Below are 18,222 nucleotides of genomic sequence, written 5' to 3'. Positions count from 1 at the left end.
TTTGAATACATTCTGAATTCAGAACGTCAGCCGAAACACATGCTGTCCAGCGGTGAAATCGTAGGTGATCTTCCACCCATACCGGTTGCCGATTTCCTTGACTAAGGCCAGACCCAAACCGCTACCGGGGGTTTCAAACGAGCCGGAGCTGAAACGTTTGAAAAGATTTTCGCGGTGGAGTGCTACCCGTCCGGAATTCGAAACGGTTAGGCCATTGGCAGACAGTTTGACATCAATCTTTCCGCACACGTCCGTATGGCGAATGGCATTCAGCAGAAGATTGGTGAGCAGGATTTCAATCAAAATCCGGTTTCCTTCCACGCCTATACCCGGCTGAATGTGTGAATCAACCACCAGACTTTTGACTTCCAGGTAATCCGAAAGCAGCCCGATGTGGTCCGAGAGCAGCGTGCTCAGGTCCACCGGTTCCTGTTCAGCAAATTGCAGATTTTCCAGTTTAGCCAGCAACAGTAAGTTCTTGTTGATTCGCGACACCCGGGATAAAGCCCGGTTTGCAACCTCAATTTGTTCCGCCTGTCTGGCGGTCAAATCGGGGCTCTGAAGCAGTACATCCAATTTTGATTGAACGATTGCCAATGGAGTTTGTAATTCGTGAGAGGCATTTTCGGCAAATTCTTTCTGCTGCCGGTAAACGGCAATATTGCTTTCCAGTACCTTAGTCAGGCTTTCGTTCAGCTCCTTAAATTCAACCGTGTCGGTATTTTCAAACGAAATCCGGTGTTCTTCCTGCAAGTTGAATTGTTTCAATTTTTGAAGAGCCGCATAAAAAGGTTGCCAGAGTTTCAGGGACATTCTTCGGTTTAGAAAAATCAGCCCGGACAGCAACACAAGAAAGAAGAAAAGAGTGACGGCGGCAATGGCAAGAATGGTTTCGTCAATTTCCTCCATGTTGGTTTCGATCAGAAGCCGGTAGGGTTTCCCATTGATGCGAATGTAGGTTACCAGACATCGAAACTGCTCACGATCCTGCATGAAACGATCGAAACGGATGATGGAATAGACCCGGTCGTCGCCGGTTTGGCCAACAGCCGTCAGGACAAATCCCGGTTCGGTCTGGTTCAGAATTGCCACCGTTTGCCAAATGGTGCTGTCCGGCAAATGCAGGCTGTTGACGCGGGTTTCAATTTTTCTTCTGATGGCATAATGGTGCTTGTCGAGTTCCCGCACCCAGATGAAATCAATGATCAAAAAATAAACCGGGATGCTCACGACCGAAACCACCAACGCGTAGATCAGGATCGGTTTTAAGGTGCGGTTCATTAACTTTTTCATACCTCCCATTTATAGCCGGTTGCATAAACCGTTTTGAGGTGATTGCCGTAGTGGGCCTCGCTCAATTTCTTTTTCAGGTTTTTAATGTGGGCATACACAAAATCATGATTGTCGAGCATATCGGCCAGATCGCCCGAAAGGTGTTCTGCCAGAGCGCTTTTGGAGATCACCCGGTTTTTATTGCCGATAAAATAAAGCAGTAGGTCAAGCTCTTTTTTGGTGAGCAAAACCGGCATCCCGTTGACGGTTACGGTTTTAGACAGCAAATCGATTTGCAGTCCGTTTTGCAGAATCAGATTGGTGTTGTCGAAGTTTCTACGGCGAATGACGGAATAGATCCGGGCTGCCAGTTCGGGCAGGTGAAACGGTTTGGCCAGGTAATCGTCGGCCCCCATTTGCAGCCCTTTGATTTTGTCTTCAAACGAATTTTTAGCCGAGATGATTATGACTCCGTCCTGCTTGTGCTGTCGTTTCAGTTCGTCCAGAATCTTCAACCCGTCCCCGCCTGGCAACGTCAAATCCAGCAGAATGCAATCATACTGATACGCTAGCACCTTGTTCAGCGCCTGATGGTAGGTGCCCGCCAGCTCACACAAATAATTCTCGTCCGACAGGTAGTCGGTGATGCTTTGAGCCAGTTCAGGTTCGTCCTCGATGATCAGAATTTTCATGCTCGAATGTACCGAAGTGATTTCGAATAAATTCTGAAGGAAGTCCACCCGTTGCAGCCAACAAACTCCCCGTTTTAAGCCGGTCAACCAACTGGTCTTTCACTGAAAACTCTGGTTGATGAACTGCAGCGCATCCGGCAAGCCCGTTCGCCAGTATTCCCAGGTATGACCGCCGTTCCGAACCCGGTATTCGTGTGGAATGTTCACATCCCGCATCAGGCTGTGCAAGTCGGAATTGCCCCGGTAGAGCAGCAGATCATCGTCTCCGCAATCGAGGTAAAACCGGACGGCTTTCTTTTGCGCTTCCGGCATTTTCTGCACCAGGTACAGAATGCTGTTTTGGTTCCAATACTCCGTAATGCGGTTTTCGCCTTCCTTCAACTCACCCATTGTGGAACGGTACCGGCGCAGATATTCCTGATGTGGCATTTCCTTAATCTGCTGATCAGTCCGAACGCCTGAGCTCAAAGCCGCACAGGAACCGAACAAATCCGGGTGGTGCATGGCGTAGAGCAGCGAACCAAAACCGCCCATCGACAAACCCGCCACCGCCCGGAACCGTTTCTCCGTCCGACAACGGTACGTTTTTTCGATAAACGGAATCAGCTCTTTCATGAAGTAGTCTTCATATTGATACTTCCCGGCGACGTTGTTCATGTAAAACGTCATCTCGGCATCCGGCATCACCACAATCATCGGCGAGATTCGGCCTTCTTTAATCTCCTTATCGACAATGGCTTGCATATTCCCCGACTGGAGCCAGGCAGTCTGGTCATCGCCCCCGCCGTGGAGCAGATACAAAACCGGGTAGGCCCGTTGGGAAGTTTCGTAACCGGGTGGCAGGTAGAGCGCAAACTTCTTGTCTTTTTTCAGGAGCGTGCTTTTGATCGTCAGATCATCGAAAACCCGGCTCTCCTGGGCATAACCGGACCAGGAAACCAACAGGCAAATCAACCAGAGAAACCGCATGGAAAGTGAAACATTAAAGATTGGAACCGGTCGTTACAGGCCGTTAAAATTGAAAGCAAGGTAACGGTTTTCTGAGTTTCTTTTTTAACTTACTTCCCGTTCATCGCTCAATCAATCGAATACAACCATGAAACGTCTTTACTGGATTCTGCTGGCCTTGCTGCCGGTACTCGCTCACGCCCAAACTCCCGATTCCACCTGGTTCCGGAACCACTACACCAAACAGGAAATTTACATTCCGATGCGGGACGGAACGAAGCTTTTTACCTCCATTTATGCCCCCACCGATCAGGCCGAAAAACACCCTATTCTGATGTCCCGAACACCCTATTCCTGCGCACCTTACGGCGACAAGGCATACCGGAATTTCTGGAGCAATCACTACAAGGAATACCTGAAAGAAGGCTACATCATGGTGGTGCAGGACGTGCGAGGGCGTTGGATGAGCGAGGGAACGTTTGAAGATGTGCGCCCGTTTAATCCCGGCAAAAAAGGAAAAACCGAGGTAGACGAAGCCAGCGACACCTACGACACCATCGACTGGCTGATCAAAAACCTGCCCAACAACAACGAAAAAGTGGGCGTTTTCGGCATTTCGTATCCGGGATTTTACGCGACGATGGCGGCCCTGAGCAATCACCCGGCCCTGAAAGCCACCAGTCCGCAGGCTCCGGTGACGGAATGGTTTCTGGGCGACGATTTCCACCACAATGGCGCCTTGATGCTGATGGATGCGTTTAACTTCTACATCCGGCGTGGCTTCGGGATGCCCCGCCCCAAGCCCACGACCGTCGGCCCGAAACCGATGACGGTGGCTACGAAAGACAGCTACGAATTTTTCATGCGCAACGGAACACTTCCCCAACTGACCCAGTTTGCCGGTGACAGCGTTCGTTTCTGGAAGGATCTGATGGCGCATCCCAATTACGACGCGTTCTGGCAATCCCGCAACGTTCGCAACTTTGTCGGCACCATTGCGCCCGAAACCGCCACGCTGATCGTGGGCGGTTTGTTCGATGCGGAAGACTGCTACGGTGCCTGGAATACATACAAAGCCATCGAAGGGAAAGCGAAAAATAACAACAAAATCATCATGGGGCCGTGGTTTCACGGGCAGTGGGCCGGGCGCGGCAGCGATGGTTCGTCGCTCGGCCATGTGCAGTTCGGGAGTCCGACCAGCGAGTGGTATGCGACCAACGTGGAAATTCCATTTTTCAATTATTACCTGAAAGGCAAGGGCAGCGCCGATCCGATCAAGGAAGCGACGGTATTTTTCACTGGCGAAAACCAGTGGCATCAGTTCGAGAAATGGCCCCCGGCCAGCACCACCGAAACCGCCCTTTACCTGCAACCTTCTGGTAACCTGAACTTTACAAAACCCTCATCCGCCACCGATTCGTTTACGGCTTACGTCAGCGACCCGGCCAAACCGGTGCCGTACGCGGAGGGTGTCATTGTCAACCGCACCCGCGAATACATGACGGACGACCAGCGGTTTGCGGCCGCCCGCCCTGACGTGCTGGTTTTCCAAACGGATGTATTGAAAGAAGATCTGACACTGGCTGGACCGCTCACCGCCGATTTGCAGGTAAGCATCAGCGGCACCGACGCCGATTTTGTGGTGAAACTGATCGACGTTTTCCCGGACGATTTCGAATACAGCAAAACCGATAAATACCTGATGAACGGCTACCAGATGCTGGTGCGGGGCGAGGTGATGCGCGGTCGTTTCCGCAACAGTTTCGAAAAACCGGTCGCTTTTGTACCGGATCAGGTCACGACCGTCAAGTATACCCTGCCGGACATTGCTCATACGTTCAAGAAAGGACACCGGCTGATGGTGCAGATTCAAAGCAGCTGGTTCCCGCTGGTGGACCGGAATCCGCAGAAATTTGTGGACATTTATCACGCCAAAGACGCTGATTTTCAGAAAGCAACGATCAAAATTCACCACAGTGGAAAAGCCGCCAGCCGCATCGTGCTGCCGGTATTGAAACCGTAAAAACCTTTTTGCATGGCCTATTTGATTTTTGGTCTTGCTGTCCTGCTGCTCGGCGGGCTAATCTGGCACTACCAGCGACGGAGCCGTCCGATTAGCCCGCCCGCAACAATGGATTACCGCCCGTTGTTGCAGGAACACGTCGCCTATTACCGCGCCTTGAGCGACGACGACAAAAAGAAATTTGAAGAGCGTGTCGAGCAGTTTTTGAGCCAAACCCGCATTGATGGCGTCGGCACAACCGTCGATGAACTGGATAAAGTGCTGGTGGCCAGCAGTGCGGTGATTACGATTTTCGGCTTTAAAGACTGGTCATTTTACCGGCTGACGACGGTTTTGCTCTACGAAGACCGCTTTAATACCGCCTTCGAAACCGACGGAAAAGGGCGCAATATCCTGGGCATGGTGGGTGAAGGTGGCGCGTTGCAAAGCACGATGGCGCTCTCGAAACCGGCACTGCACGAAGGCTTTGCGGATGAATCCAGCACCGAGAATACCGGGATTCACGAGTTTGTCCACCTCCTCGACAAAGCCGACGGGGCCACCGACGGAACGCCACGGTTTTTCCTGGACCGCAACCACGTCAAACCCTGGCTGCAACTGATCCACGCCACCCTGGCCGACATCCAGGCCAACCGCTCGGACATCGACCCCTACGCCCTGACCAACGAAGCCGAATTCTTCGCCGTGGTGTCCGAATATTTCTTCAAACGCCCCGATCTGCTGAAAGAGAACCACCCGGAGTTGTTTGCGCGGTTGGAGGAGATTTTTCAGCAGCGGCCATTTTGAAATAGCCCCTTAAAACCCAAAATTCCCCAAACCGGAATTTGCCATTCCGGTTTGGGGAATCGATCATGAAAAGCAATGCTACAGTTTCTGTATTTTTAGAGTAACCTGGCTCCCGCCCTGTTGTACCCGAAGAAAGAACAGGCCCGCTGGTTGTTGCCCAACGGATAGCGACTGACGCTCAACCGCTTTCGCCTGATCGATCTGGCGTTGACTCACCAGCCGACCACCCGCATCCGTCAGTTGCAAAAGAACCGCCTGGCCCCCGGCACCCCGGATTTCTACCGCCACCTGATCCCCAGGAACCGGGTTGCCCAGAATCGTGACCTGAAGTTCCGGTTTCTGTTCGGCCGAAAACCGGGCCGGGGCGCACTGGAACACTTTGGGTGAACCTTTCAGCACAAAATTCGATCCCAACACCCGCGCCAGCACCAGCGTCCCGGTGGTGACACTGCCCGGTGGCGTAAACTGATAGGCATGCGCGCCGTTGCCTTTGCCCGCGTCCTTCAGATCCTGGCGGGAAATATTGGCCAGGGTGCTGCCCAACACCGTGATGTTGCCCGGACTGGGTTCGAGGTAAAACTCGACCGTCAGCGGTGTGTTGGGTTTGTTGCGGTCCCAGACCCAGCCCCGGATGCCTCCGCAATCCAGTTTGTCCAGATAGCCTTCGAAGCTGCCCGTCACCGTCGTGGTCGACGTCGGCTGAACCGTCAACGGGAAACTCACCGAGTTGGTCAGGTGGCCATCCGTTGCCGAGTAGGCCAGCACAAAGGTGCCCGCTTCGGAGGGCGTCCCGCTGATGACCCGCGTGGTGGGGTCGATCGACAAGCCCTCCGGCAGTCCGCTCAGGGCGTACGTCAGCGCATCACCATCCGGATCGGTGAAGGCCACCAGCGTTCCCGAGAAAGGAACGCCTACCTGGGCCACCACGGGCGTAATCAAAACCGTCGGCGTGGGCGGTTGCGGAGCCCTGTTGCCCCCCGGTCCGGTGTTTCCCTGACAGATCAGGGCTTTTGGCGAATCTTTCAGCACAAAGCTGCTGCCCGTCACCCGCGCCGAGAGACTATGGGGCAAACCGTCCTTGAGGTTTTCGGGAATCGACCAGGTAAAGGCGTGTTTTCCGTTCCCCTTCCCTGCGTTCAGCAAATCCTGCCGAAACTGGTCGGCCATGAGGGTGGCAATCACGTTCGCGCCGTCGAGAATGTCAATCGAAAGGACGGTATTGGGTTTGTTGCGATCCCAGGCCCAACCCCGGAACGTAGCGCAATCGGCCCCGTAAATGAACCCATCGAAGGAACCGGTGATGGTTGGAGGGTTGACCACCACGGTTACACTGGCGGGATCGCTGGTACAGGCATTGGCCGTACAAACGACCTGATAGACAAAGGTTCCGGGCGTGCTGGTGACAACGGTGATGGCCCCGGTCCCCGAAGAACCGCCCGGCCCGGTCCAATGGATCGTCCCCGAACAATTGCTGGCTGTTAAATTGACCGCTGCCCCCCCCTGCGTGACGGTGGTGCTGGTGAGGTTGGGAACGGACGGTATCGCAGCAACGATCAGCTCACTCATGGCCGAGGTTGACTGCTCATCCGCACGAATCGTCAGGGTGAAACGTTGGGTACCCGAGCCACTGGCTACCAGCGTCTGGCTGAACGGGTTGCTGCTGCTCGTGCCTGTTACCGGCGTATTGCCGTTGGTGAGCGTATAGGCATAACTGCCCGTGACATTCCCGATGGTGGCGGTGAAGGTGACCGGACTCCCTACGCAAACGGAAGCCGAATTGGCCGTAAAACCCGTCAGGCTGGGAACGGCAGCCGCTCCCTGATAAACCAGTTTGACATCGTTGGCGGTATACAAAACCGTCCAGCCAGACGGAACGGTAACGGAGCTGAACGTTCCATTGAGCCCCCAGGGTGCCTTTAACAGGGTCACTTCATCGCCATTGGTCGGGGTATAGGCAATCGAAACGGTTAATGTACCGCTGATGGTGGCGGTGTAGTTCACGGAAATCTGATCGTAGTCGACACCCGCCGTGCCGGTTCCTTTCACATCGATTTCCAGGGTGCTGGTGCCAAAATCCCGGCTCCCGTTGAAACTGATCCAGCCGGGCGAATACCCCGGCGACAGCGTGCCGCCCGCGTGGAGGAAGTTCGCGCCATCGATGGAACCGGTTCCTTGGAATACCCCGCCGGTTTTATTGGTGAAGGTACTACCGAATGACTCATTAAAATGCGCCAGTAGTTTGTTATCCGCTGGCGTTAATGCGCCAATGGTAACGGTTCCGGCATTCGCGAAGTCGTCCTTTTCGATATCCAAACCGCCCAGAAAGAAATGGTCGATGTTGATTTGCCCCCCCGTTTGGTTGGCAAAACCCGCCCGGTTGATGATGCCATACTGCATCACAACGTCAAGGCTCCCAATAATGAGGGTTCCGGCATTGGTAAAGGAAGCGGGCGCTGTCAGGGTGATGTTGTGAAGCCCGACGTACGAGGAACGGTCGATTTTGAGGTCTCCTCCCGCTTGGTTGGCAAAGGTGGCCTGGTTCTCCAGACCCGTCGAACCCACACCCGCGACCCCGCCGATGGTGATGGCGGCTGCATTGGTGAACGTTCCCAAACGGTTGTAAAGTCCAATTTCGCTGGAACGGTCAATCCGGATATGGCCGCCCGTTCCGGTATTTGTAAAGGAATTCTCATTTACAATACCATACTTCCCTGTACTTTCAGATGCTCCAATGGTGATGGCGGCCTCATTGGTCACCGTACCTTTACCCTGATCATTCGAAATTTTCGTATTGATAATACCGGCTTCAGTAAAGCGATCGATGCTGATGGTTCCTCCGGAATTGTTGAGGGGACCAACGTTGTAAATCCCGTACTCGCCGACACCCGCTACGCCACCGATGGTAATGGTCGCCGAATTGGTGAACGAACCCGAAAGGCCGAGATTCGAAGCATTGTAAATTCCATATTTGGTCGAGCGGTCAACCCGGATGTGGCCGCCTTCATTCGAAAATACGCCGTAATTATAAATACCGTACTGCCCGATAGTTTCTGATCCGCCGATGGTGAGGGTCGCCGAATTGGTAAAACTTCCTTCGGCAATGTACACTCCGATCGTCGTGGAGCGATCGATGCGGATGTTTCCCCCGGCATTATTCTTGAAATTACCGGCTTCCTGAACGCGAATGCCCACATATCCCACACCGGCAATGCCACCGATGGTGATGGCGGCTGCATTGGTGATTGTGCCGGCGATGAGATTAATCCCGTAGTTATCGGAACGATCAACAGCAATCGTTCCGCCCGAATTGTTGTTAAAAGTGCCCCGGTTTTCAATACCCGAGTATCCCACTGCAGCGATGGATCCGATGGAAATGGTCGCCGAATTGGTAAAGATTCCATTGATCGACTCGAGTTCGTCGGCATAGTTCACCAGCGCCCGCAGCGAGGACCGATCAATTTGGGTGGTTCCACCGGTGTTGTTGAAGGTGGCACTGTTCCAGATACCGTGATACCCCACCGTGGCATTTGCTCCAATGGTAAGGTCGGCAGCATTGGTGAAGGTGCCGCTGGCGTGATAAAGCCCGGTGTCGGTCGAGCGGTCAATCCGGACCTGACCACCCGCATTGTTGTTGAACGTAGCCTTGTTCCAAACGCCATAAGCCCCCACGTTGGTGTTTGCTCCGATGGTGAGGTCGGCCGAATTGGTGAAGGTCGCATGGATCGACTGGGCGACGTCCCCATTATTCATCACCGCCCATTCGGAGGTACGATCGATGTGGATGCTCCCGCCGATGGTGTTGTTGAACGTCGCATCGTTCCTGATTCCCTGAAGCCCGACGCTGGCCTGCGCCCCGATGGTGATGGTGGCCGCATTGGTGAAGGTATCGGACCGGTGAAACAGCGCGGTGGTGCCGTACCGATCAATGCGGATTTGGCCGCTCCCCTGGTTGGTAAAAGCCGCCCGGCTGATCAGACCGTACGTCCCCACAATCTCCGAGGCCCCGATGGTGACGGTCCCGGAATTGGTAAAGGTGCTGGCGGCCTGATGAAGGCCGACGTACGAGGAACGATCGATGTGGAGGTCGGCCCCCGCATTGTTGATAAAAGTCGCCTGGTTTTCTACTCCCGTAGCTCCGACACCGGCGTTCGCGCCGATGGTGATGGACGCCGAATTGGTGAACGACCCCGACGCGTTGAGAAGCCCGATTTCGCGGGTACGGTCGATCCGGATCTGGCCGCCCGTGTGGTTGAACGTCCCCCAGCTCGACAAACCATAATTTCCCGCCGGTTCTGTGGCCCCAATGGTGATGGTGGCAGAATTGGTGAAGGTCCCGTCGGCGTGATAAAGCCCCGTTCCGCTGGTGCGATCGATGGTGATGGCGCCCCCTGCATTGTTGTTGAACGTTCCCCGGGTTTCAATGCCCGCACTGCCAGCCGACGTCGAGGTCCCGGCTGAAACGGTCGTGGCATTGGTAATGGTGATGGTGGCAGAATTGGTAAAGGTAGCGTCGATCGATTTTGCGGCTTCGGCATAGTTCACCAGCCCCCGAAACGTCGAGCGATCAATCCGGATGGTCCCTGCGGTATTGTTGAAGGTGGCATTGTTCCAGATGCCGTGCAGCCCAATATCGGCCAGCACGCCGATGGCAATGTTCGCTTCGTTCGTAAAGGTGCCGCTGGCCTGAAAAATTCCGGTATCGGTCGAACGGTCAATGTGGATTTCACCACCGGTTTTGTTGGTAAAACTACCCTGGTTGATCATTCCGTATTTTCCGACGCTGGCGACCGAACCCAGGGTCAGGTTGCCGCTGTTGGCGACGGTCCCCAGGTTATTCAAACCCGCCGTGAATTCAGTCGGGGTGCTGTATGTAGCAAAACCGTTGATGGTCAGGCTTCCGGTCGCGTTGATGGTCAGCAAGCCACTGGCCTGAATGAGCACCGATTGGGCCAAAGCCGCCGTACCGCCGGCAATGACGGGGTCGTTCGTCACGTCGGGAATAACGACGTCGTCGGCTGCATCCGGCACCCCCGCCGACCAGTTGCCCGGTTTGTCCCAGGCGGTATCGACTCCCCCGGTCCAGGTGGTCTGCGCAAAGGTGCTGGTGGTTACCCACATGAACATCGGAAGTAAAAGCCAAGCCCGCCGGGCTGCAACTCTCCGGCGGGCGTTTTTTATTGTAAGGTTTAGTAAGGGTTCTCTCATGAAATATTCTGTTTCATTGGTGGATGACGAATGACGATTGACGATCGACCATTGACCATCAGTACTGTACGAAGGATTGGTTTTGGCCGAATAATCTTTGGATTTCGAAGCAAAGCTTCCGCTTGCAAAGGCCATTTTTATCCAATTGATAGGGGTTTGTATAACACCGAGACCGAAAAAATGGAAGTAAAATCCATTTTACCAACCAGTTTTAAATCCTTCGTACAGTATTAATTGACCATCGACGATTGCCAATGGTCGGCGGTCGATGGTCAATCGTCAATCGGCTGTATACAGCCTGACATCTTCTACCCGGAATTTAACCAGTTCGATGACCTGTGCCTGGGGTCTCATCAAAGGCGGTATGGCCCGAAGAACACTTTCTTTGTCCTCAAAATCGTAGATAAACCACATTTTATGAACGCCGTCTTTACAACCCCAGTGCGCGTGGGAGATGATGTGCGAACCGGAGTTCAAAAAAACGTTGATCACTTTTTTACATTCCGACACCGTCTCCGAGTGCGGAATTTCAACGAGGTAGGTTGGCATTTTCTGCGTGTTCAGGGGTGAGTAATGATTCTGTGTTAACGGGTCGGAATCCCGAACCAGCGGGCTTTTCGGCTGGAGCCAAAATGGTCCTTGTCGACGACCAGCATTTCGGAGGGTTCGTGGTGAATCCCGTGGGGTTTGGGTCCCGAAAAAAAATCGACATCCACCCGGCCAACCCGGCCTTCGCCAAATTCGATGTAACAGGAACCTGCACCCGTATAAACGGACGCGTTGTTGTTCCCCCGAAACGAGGCAATGATGGAAGCGGCCGCAATTTTGGCCGCCCCTTCCGCAAAAACCCCGGCTTTGGGGGTTCCGACGCTGGTGACATCGCCGATGGCATACACGCCGGGAAACCGGGTGATCAGATCCGTTTTAGTGACCGGAATCCACCCGTTTTCGGCCAGACCGCTTTCCAGTACCACCTCCGGAGCCACGTGTTTGGGAATCCCGAGGAATAAATTGTACGGCATTTCAGTGCCATCGTCCAGCATGACGACCTGACGCGACGGGTCGAGCGAACGAACTTTCCGCTGGGGAATGAACTGGATGTGCCGTTCTTCAAACGCGCGGAGCAAGGCTTTCGACGTATCGGGCGACGGCGGAATGGGTGAGCCAAACGGCATGACGATGCTGATGGTGCAAGCGTCCCGTACCCCGCGTTTGAGCAGGTAATCATGCAGCATCAAAGCCGCTTCGCTCGGGGCGGGCGGACACTTGAACGGTGCCCCACATACGCCGACGATGGCATGACCACGGGTAAACTGCGGAATCACGTTCCGCAACGTTTCGGCCCCGGCAAAAGAATAATATTCATTCCCGCCTTCTGCCAGCCCCGGCGTGGCCGCCAGGTCGTAGTTGGCCCCCAGGGCAACCACCAGCACATCCGCGTCGTAGGTGGCATTTTGGGTGGTAACCTTTTTGGCAACCGGATCAATCGCCGTGATGGTTTCCTGCCGGAAACGCACACCCGGTTTGACCAGATGACGGTATGGAATCTTGACCGCATCCGCCGGTTTTCGCCCAAACATCACATCCAGTTTGGAAAAACCGAAGAAAAAGGAATCGTGTTGATCGATCAACGTCAGATCCAGCTCTGTTCCGAGGGATTCCGAAAGAATGGTGCTGAGTTCCAGGCCACCAAAGCCTGCTCCGAGTACCAGTACACGTAATTTCATGGTACGATTTTAAGTGATCGGTTTGATTGGAAATCGCCTTGATGCGAACCTTAGTTTTGGCCTGGTTGAGCCACGATGCGCAGGTACGGTTTGACGGTTTTCCAGCCGTTCGGGTATTTTTCTCTGGCCTCCGCATCCGAAACAGCCGGCACAATGATCACATCGTCGCCATTCTGCCAGTTGACCGGCGTCGCTACTTTATGAGCCGCCGTCAGTTGCATGGAATCCAGCACACGCAGGATTTCGTGGAAGTTGCGCCCGGTGGTCATCGGGTAGGTCAGGTGCAGTTTGATTTTCTTGTCGGGCCCCACGATAAAAACCGTCCGGACGGTGTGGTTGGTAGCCGCCGTCCGGCCTTCAGACGTTCCGGGCTCATCGGCCGGCAGCATGTCATACAGTTTGGCGATGGCCAGGTCGGTGTCGCCGATCATCGGGTAGTTGACCGGATAGTGTTGCGTTTCTTCAATGTCGGCTTTCCATTTCAGGTGGTTCTCGACCGGATCGACGCTGAGGCCAAGCACTTTGCAGTTGCGTTGTTCGAAATCGGAAGCCAGTTTGGCCATGTACCCCAACTCAGTGGTGCAAACCGGGGTAAAATCTTTCGGGTGGGAAAAGAGAATGGCCCAGCCGTCGCCGATCCAATCATGAAAATTCAGGGTTCCCTGGGTTGTTTCCGCCTGGAAATCAGGAGCAATGTCACCTAATCTGAGACTCATGGTGTTTGATTTTTGGAGGGTTTGTAAAATGTTTAGAGCAGCATGTATCGTTTTTGGCACTGTTCGCATTTATAACTTTTGGGCGTTAGGGTTCCCAGGGATACCAGCTTGATAAACCGCCCGGCGATGGATCGTTTGGGAGAAAGCACCAGATTACCACCACAGTTGCTGCAGCGAATCCCCAGAATAGTCCGTTTGATGATGATTTTGTCCAGATCGAGCAATCCCATAACGGAACCAAAACTGTTACCGTTTGGGCGAATGACCAACTAAAAGGGACGAATGTGGCTTTTCAGGGATGAATGCAGGGAACTTGGGGAGGAAGTCTGTGACGATAGGAACACGGATTAGACGGATTGAACAGATCAACACCGATCGTAATCTGCGCAAATCCGTTCCATCTGTTTAATCCGTGTTCCTGGTCAATGTATACAATCAGGATTCAGGTAGGCCCAACGCTTTGAAAAGCTCTTCCCGGTAGGATTTCCCGATGGGAATCTTAACGCCTTGCAAGGCCATTTCTGTTGGAAAAATATCCTCGATGTGGTTGATGTTTACGGCGTAACACCGGTGGATGCGGATGAACAGGCCGGGCTCCAACTGTTCCAAAAAATCATGAATGGTAGAACGAACCATGACTTTCTTTTGGGAGGCCAGGTGCAGAGTTACATAATTGGCGTCGCTCTCCAGGTAGAGAAGTTCTTTAAAAAACACCTTCCTGAACACATACCCGTCCTTCACAAACATGAAATTTCGGGTGGAGGACGTGGCTAGCGAAGCGGGCTTTCCACCCGTCTGTTTCCCGGTAAAGTTGCTGAAGGCGATTTCAATGGCAGCAAACAGTTCTTCTTTCGTAAACGGTTTTACAATGTACGCATGCGGTTTTACCTTTTTGGCCCGGTCAATCGTATCGGCATCGCTGTTGGCCGTTAAAAAAATGAACGGAACCGGATCAGCTTCATTAAGCTTCTGCGCCACATCGATCCCGTCTTTCCGGCCGGCCAACTGGATGTCGAGCAAAACCAGATCCGGCTTGTCGTGTTCAAGCATTTCCAGGGCTTCGGTGTAGGTGATGGCAGGGCCGCAGTGCGAATACCCCAGCTCGTCGAGGGTATTCAGAATTGTCCGGGCAATCACCAGTTCATCCTCCACAACGCCTATTTTTAAAACGGCCATGACCTTTAGTCTTCGTTTTTCCGCTGATCGCGGTTGGTAAAGTAAATGGTAAAAGCAGCCCCGTTTTTCATTGCATACTGCACACTTCCGCCAATTTGCCGGCTCAGGTCATTGACCAGTTGCAGACCCAGCGTCGACGCCCGGGCCAGATCGAAACCGGGCGGCAGGCCGGGGCCATCATCGGCGTACCGCAATTGGTATCTCCCCTCGGTGAGCGAACGAATCTCCAGTTGAATTTCACCGGCGGCTCCTTCCGAAAAAGCATATTTAAATGAATTGGACAACAGTTCATTCAGAATCAACCCCAGCGGAACGGCGGAATCGATATCCAGGTGCAAATCCGGCACGGCAATCCGAATGGTAACCGGTTTTTGTTTTTGAAAGACGCTCTGAACCTGCCTACAAAGGTCATTGATAAATCGTTTCAGATCAATGCTACTGAGGTTTTCGAACTGGTACAGGTTCTGGTGAATCAGCGCAATGCTGCGGACCCGGTTTTGTCCATCCCGTAAGGCATCTTTTGCGGTTTCATCCGTCAAGCTCTTGCTCTGTAGTTCCAGCAAGCCCGAAATAACCTGTAAGTTATTCTTGACCCGGTGGTGAATTTCCTTCATCAGCACATCCTTTTCCAGCAACAAATCCGACTGTTCGGACAGGGAGCGCTTCAACTGGACAGTCCGTTCGTTTACCATTTGCTCCAGCTTCTTTTTGTCGGCCGCCAGTTGTTTTACTCTGAAACGAATGAAGACGGAAACCGCCAGAAGAAACAGCAGGATGGCTCCGGAAATAAACCACCATTGCCAATAAAACGGCTTTAAAACGGTCAGGGGAAGGATCAATTCACTTTTACTCCAGGCTCCCTCCCCGTTTTGGCCCTTGATGTGCAGGGTAAAATCGCCGTAGGGCAGCCCACTGATGCGGATGGAATTCTCCGTAATGTAATTCCAATTCTTGTCAATGCCTTCGATTTTATACGCATACCGGTGCGCTGCCTCTTTGGTAAAATCCAGCAGCTGAAATTCCAGGGTAAAAAACCGGTCGTTGGGTTTCAGCGTGATGTGTGACGTATTCAGCAACTCGGTGGTTTTGTTGACTAGCTCATTTTGTGAACTTACAAACTGGTTAAACGCAATGATTCGCAACGGCACCTGAAGCGTCGTGGTATCAGCTCTGAAATCCCGGGGGTAAAACGCATTGACCCCGTCGATGCCTCCAAAAAAGAGCCGACCGTCGCTGGATCGGAACGAAGAGGTTCGGTTGAACTCATTGTGCGTAATGCCGTCGACGGTCGTGTAGGTATTGACGGAAAACGACTTCCGGTGAAAGCGGATCAGGCCGTAGTCTGAACTGATCCAGAGGTGATCAAATTCGTCGGGTTCAATCCGGTACAACACATCGGACGGAAAACCGGCGGTGATATTGAACTGCCGGATCGCGTTGGTTTTGGGATCCCAGCGGTATAACCCTTCGCCGTTGGTGGCCAGCCAGAAAATCCCGTCGGCATCCCGGTAGGCATCCAGCAAACTCAAACCATTGAGAAAAGTGGATTGAATTTTGACGATTGACCATTGACGATTGACCATTGACGATTGACCATTGACGATTGGCGATGGTCGGCGGTCAATGGTTAATCGTCGTTCGTCAATCGTCAGTTTATACAACCCATTCTCGGCCACAGCCCAGACGGTACCGGTTTTGTCTTTGAAAAACCGGTACACAAATTTGGCTTCGGGCGTGTTGGGAGTCGCCAGGGAAAGCGAATCAAACTGGCGGGTACGGGAATTGAACACCGACAAACCGGTGGTTCGTCCCAGAAGCAACAGGCTGTCGTTCAACGAAAACATCGACCAGATTTCCGACCCCTGCCCGCCCGGAGAGGCCCTGATCGTATTTTTCGCTGCATCGTACCGAAACAGGTTATAACCGCCGACGTAGAGTGCCGAATCGTGTTTAACAATCGCGTATTTAATTTCCTCATCGGAAACCGCCTGTAGTTTTCCACCCTGCTGACTGAAGGTGTGCGTCCAGATATTGGCAACGATCGGGCCGGTATCATCCGCATAGATTCCCCGGGCCTGGCTGTTAGGCTGGAGGGATTGCTGACTGATGGAAAAATACGGCTCGAACCGGTTCTTTTCGATCGCCAGTTGCAGAACCCCGAGGGAAGTACAGAGCCAGAGATTGCCCAGATTGTCCGGAAAAAGCCCGTAGATAAACAGATTCTCAAATCCCTTCCAGTCCGATTTAGAAATCACTTTCAAAAAAGCATCTTCCCTCCACAGGTAAAGCGCATCCGTACTGATGTACAAAATGGAAGAAAGGGCATTGGTTGCGACCACAATCTGATACCAGTATTGGTCTTTTACCGCATTCAGGTGGTATTTATGCAGATCACCGACGGATTCAAACCGGCCTTTCTGGGTCAGCCTGCCAACGGCAAAACGATCCACCTCGGTTTTGGTGTTGTAAGTAACAAGCAGTTCGTTTTGGCGCGTAAAACCCAGGGGTAATGATCGCAACACATCCTTTTGCGTAAAGGCAAAAACCGTATCGTTCGTGATCAGATACTGGGGGTCCTGGTTGGTTAATTTCAGCAGGGCACTCCCGTTTCCGAAAACGCAAAAAGGCCCGGTGACGCGGGGGTTAACGGCTGACTGGGTTTGATTCCAGCTTTTCAGTTCGTAACGAAGCCGAAACCCCCGTTTGGAAGAGTATTTCCAATACCGGAACGGAAAGGCTGTTAAAAAACTGACTTCATCAGTGCCGTCATTGGCGATCCAGTAGACATCCTGCTCTTGAAACGGCAGGTTGGGAAAAGCCGCCTTCAGTGTTTTAACTTCCTGCGTCGTGGCATCCATCACATCCACTTTCCCATTGGTGGTGAGCTGAAAACCCGTACTGCTGTAGGCAATGAACAGGTGATTAGCATCATCTTTTGCTAGTTGCACCACTTTATTATCCTGCAGTTTATTCCGTTGCCGGGTAAAGAGCAGACAGTCTTTCCCATCGTAGCGGTTCAAGCCGTTGCGGGTGCCAAACCACAGAAAACCGGCGGCATCCTGTAGCCCGCAAAACACCTCGTGAGAAGCCAGGCCATTTTCAATGGAAAGCAACCGCTTGGTAATGGTGTAGTCCGAAGGCGCTGGTGTAAATTTGCTTTGCGCCAGTACGAAATGACCGGTGATCCCGAAAGCCAGCATCAGGAGGCCGCGAAAACAACAAGAAAAGAGGTTTCGCTTGAGGAGCCGAACGAACCGGGTCATTTTAAAGGGTCTTAAAACCGCAGGCTAGATACGATAGATGTTCATAAAGCGCAACAATTATTTCGCTAATGTTACCTTAGAACCATCACTGGTTGCTCCTCAACCGCATTTGCCCCCAGCCTTGCCCCCCCGCCCCTAAAGGGGGAGTTGAGTTACCCGCGCTCCAAGCTCCCCCTTTAGGGGGCGGGGGCAACCAGCAACCTAACCGCCGGATTCGTATTGGGCTTATCAGCCCACTGCTTTAGCGGTGGGGATAGCGAAAAGTACTCCCTTCCAACAAAACCGTTGTAACGGTTTGCGGGACGATGAATCCGTTAAAACGGTTCCGTCATGCTTCGGGTTTATTTCCATCTACCCACAGCTAAAGCGGTGGGCTGATAAACATTCAATCAGGCAATTATTTTGTATGAATCA

General features: G+C 53.0%; 12 protein-coding genes. 2 read left to right on the top strand and 10 right to left on the bottom strand.

Going from position 1 to position 18,222, the window contains the following annotated elements:
• Nucleotides 1–18: 18 nt before the first annotated feature.
• The 3 genes from F0P93_RS01875 to F0P93_RS01865 form a co-directional block, all read right to left on the bottom strand.
• Nucleotides 19–1,293, bottom strand: a complete 1,275-nt coding sequence (locus tag F0P93_RS01875; RefSeq protein WP_191908710.1) for a sensor histidine kinase — start codon at nucleotides 1,291–1,293, stop codon at nucleotides 19–21.
• Complete coding sequence (locus tag F0P93_RS01870; RefSeq protein ID WP_150874679.1) at nucleotides 1,290–1,964, bottom strand: response regulator transcription factor; 675 nt, start codon at nucleotides 1,962–1,964, stop codon at nucleotides 1,290–1,292. The genes F0P93_RS01875 and F0P93_RS01870 overlap by 4 nt, the downstream gene beginning before the upstream one ends.
• A 99-nt stretch (nucleotides 1,965–2,063) precedes the next feature.
• Nucleotides 2,064–2,933 carry an alpha/beta hydrolase gene (locus F0P93_RS01865; protein WP_150874678.1) on the bottom strand — a complete coding sequence of 290 codons (870 nt, stop codon included), beginning with the start codon at nucleotides 2,931–2,933 and terminating at the stop codon, nucleotides 2,064–2,066.
• Between the two features lie 127 nt (nucleotides 2,934–3,060).
• On the opposite strand from F0P93_RS01865, the gene F0P93_RS01860 reads away from it, so the two are divergent.
• Nucleotides 3,061–4,935 carry a CocE/NonD family hydrolase gene (locus F0P93_RS01860; RefSeq protein WP_150874677.1) on the top strand — a complete coding sequence of 625 codons (1,875 nt, stop codon included), beginning with the start codon at nucleotides 3,061–3,063 and terminating at the stop codon, nucleotides 4,933–4,935.
• Nucleotides 4,936–4,947: 12 nt separating this feature from the next.
• Nucleotides 4,948–5,721 carry a M90 family metallopeptidase gene (locus F0P93_RS01855; RefSeq protein WP_150874676.1) on the top strand — a complete coding sequence of 258 codons (774 nt, stop codon included), beginning with the start codon at nucleotides 4,948–4,950 and terminating at the stop codon, nucleotides 5,719–5,721.
• A 78-nt stretch (nucleotides 5,722–5,799) separates the two neighbouring features.
• Here the strand turns inward: F0P93_RS01855 and F0P93_RS01850 are convergent, their stop codons facing one another.
• From F0P93_RS01850 to F0P93_RS01820, 7 genes are all read right to left on the bottom strand, one after another.
• Entirely contained in the window at nucleotides 5,800–10,839 is a 5,040-nt protein-coding gene (locus tag F0P93_RS01850; RefSeq protein WP_191908709.1) for a DUF8693 domain-containing protein, read from the bottom strand.
• A 366-nt stretch (nucleotides 10,840–11,205) separates the two neighbouring features.
• Nucleotides 11,206–11,475 carry a hypothetical protein gene (locus tag F0P93_RS01845; protein WP_150874674.1) on the bottom strand — a complete coding sequence of 90 codons (270 nt, stop codon included), beginning with the start codon at nucleotides 11,473–11,475 and terminating at the stop codon, nucleotides 11,206–11,208.
• Between the two features lie 35 nt (nucleotides 11,476–11,510).
• A complete protein-coding gene (locus F0P93_RS01840; RefSeq protein ID WP_150874673.1) occupies nucleotides 11,511–12,653 on the bottom strand; it encodes an NAD(P)/FAD-dependent oxidoreductase in 1,143 nt (380 codons plus the stop codon).
• A 50-nt stretch (nucleotides 12,654–12,703) separates the two neighbouring features.
• On the bottom strand, nucleotides 12,704–13,369 hold the full coding sequence (locus tag F0P93_RS01835) for a peroxiredoxin (RefSeq protein WP_150874672.1): 666 nt from the start codon (nucleotides 13,367–13,369) through the stop codon (nucleotides 12,704–12,706).
• A 32-nt stretch (nucleotides 13,370–13,401) separates the two neighbouring features.
• Nucleotides 13,402–13,599, bottom strand: coding sequence for a hypothetical protein (locus F0P93_RS01830; RefSeq protein WP_150874671.1), 198 nt, complete (start codon nucleotides 13,597–13,599; stop codon nucleotides 13,402–13,404).
• Between the two features lie 205 nt (nucleotides 13,600–13,804).
• Nucleotides 13,805–14,545 (bottom strand): LytR/AlgR family response regulator transcription factor, encoded by a 741-nt coding sequence (locus F0P93_RS01825; protein WP_150874670.1) that lies wholly within the window; start codon nucleotides 14,543–14,545, stop codon nucleotides 13,805–13,807.
• Between the two features lie 5 nt (nucleotides 14,546–14,550).
• The gene (locus F0P93_RS01820) at nucleotides 14,551–17,745 is read right to left on the bottom strand and encodes a histidine kinase dimerization/phosphoacceptor domain -containing protein (RefSeq protein WP_191908708.1); all 3,195 of its coding nucleotides are present in this window, start codon (nucleotides 17,743–17,745) and stop codon (nucleotides 14,551–14,553) included.
• Nucleotides 17,746–18,222: the final 477 nt, after the last annotated feature.

The sequence above is a fragment of the Larkinella humicola genome (genome assembly GCF_008727875.1).
Classification (GTDB): Bacteria; Bacteroidota; Bacteroidia; order Cytophagales; family Spirosomataceae; genus Larkinella; species Larkinella humicola.
Note: the sequence above shows the minus strand (reverse complement) of the source record. Positions and strands in the feature narration are given on the sequence as shown.

What these genes read in the sequence shown, in the direction of transcription:
- F0P93_RS01860 (WP_150874677.1), top strand. Translation starts at nt 3,061, where the DNA reads ATGAAACGTCTTTACTGGATTCTGCTGGCCTTGCTGCCGGTACTCGCT.
- F0P93_RS01820 (WP_191908708.1), bottom strand. Translation starts at nt 17,745, where the DNA reads ATGCTGGCTTTCGGGATCACCGGTCATTTCGTACTGGCGCAAAGCAAA.
- F0P93_RS01855 (WP_150874676.1), top strand. Translation starts at nt 4,948, where the DNA reads ATGGCCTATTTGATTTTTGGTCTTGCTGTCCTGCTGCTCGGCGGGCTA.
- F0P93_RS01825 (WP_150874670.1), bottom strand. Translation starts at nt 14,545, where the DNA reads ATGGCCGTTTTAAAAATAGGCGTTGTGGAGGATGAACTGGTGATTGCC.
- F0P93_RS01835 (WP_150874672.1), bottom strand. Translation starts at nt 13,369, where the DNA reads ATGAGTCTCAGATTAGGTGACATTGCTCCTGATTTCCAGGCGGAAACA.
- F0P93_RS01875 (WP_191908710.1), bottom strand. Translation starts at nt 1,293, where the DNA reads ATGAAAAAGTTAATGAACCGCACCTTAAAACCGATCCTGATCTACGCG.
- F0P93_RS01845 (WP_150874674.1), bottom strand. Translation starts at nt 11,475, where the DNA reads ATGCCAACCTACCTCGTTGAAATTCCGCACTCGGAGACGGTGTCGGAA.
- F0P93_RS01870 (WP_150874679.1), bottom strand. Translation starts at nt 1,964, where the DNA reads ATGAAAATTCTGATCATCGAGGACGAACCTGAACTGGCTCAAAGCATC.
- F0P93_RS01850 (WP_191908709.1), bottom strand. Translation starts at nt 10,839, where the DNA reads ATGTGGGTAACCACCAGCACCTTTGCGCAGACCACCTGGACCGGGGGA.
- F0P93_RS01840 (WP_150874673.1), bottom strand. Translation starts at nt 12,653, where the DNA reads ATGAAATTACGTGTACTGGTACTCGGAGCAGGCTTTGGTGGCCTGGAA.
- F0P93_RS01865 (WP_150874678.1), bottom strand. Translation starts at nt 2,933, where the DNA reads ATGCGGTTTCTCTGGTTGATTTGCCTGTTGGTTTCCTGGTCCGGTTAT.
- F0P93_RS01830 (WP_150874671.1), bottom strand. Translation starts at nt 13,599, where the DNA reads ATGGGATTGCTCGATCTGGACAAAATCATCATCAAACGGACTATTCTG.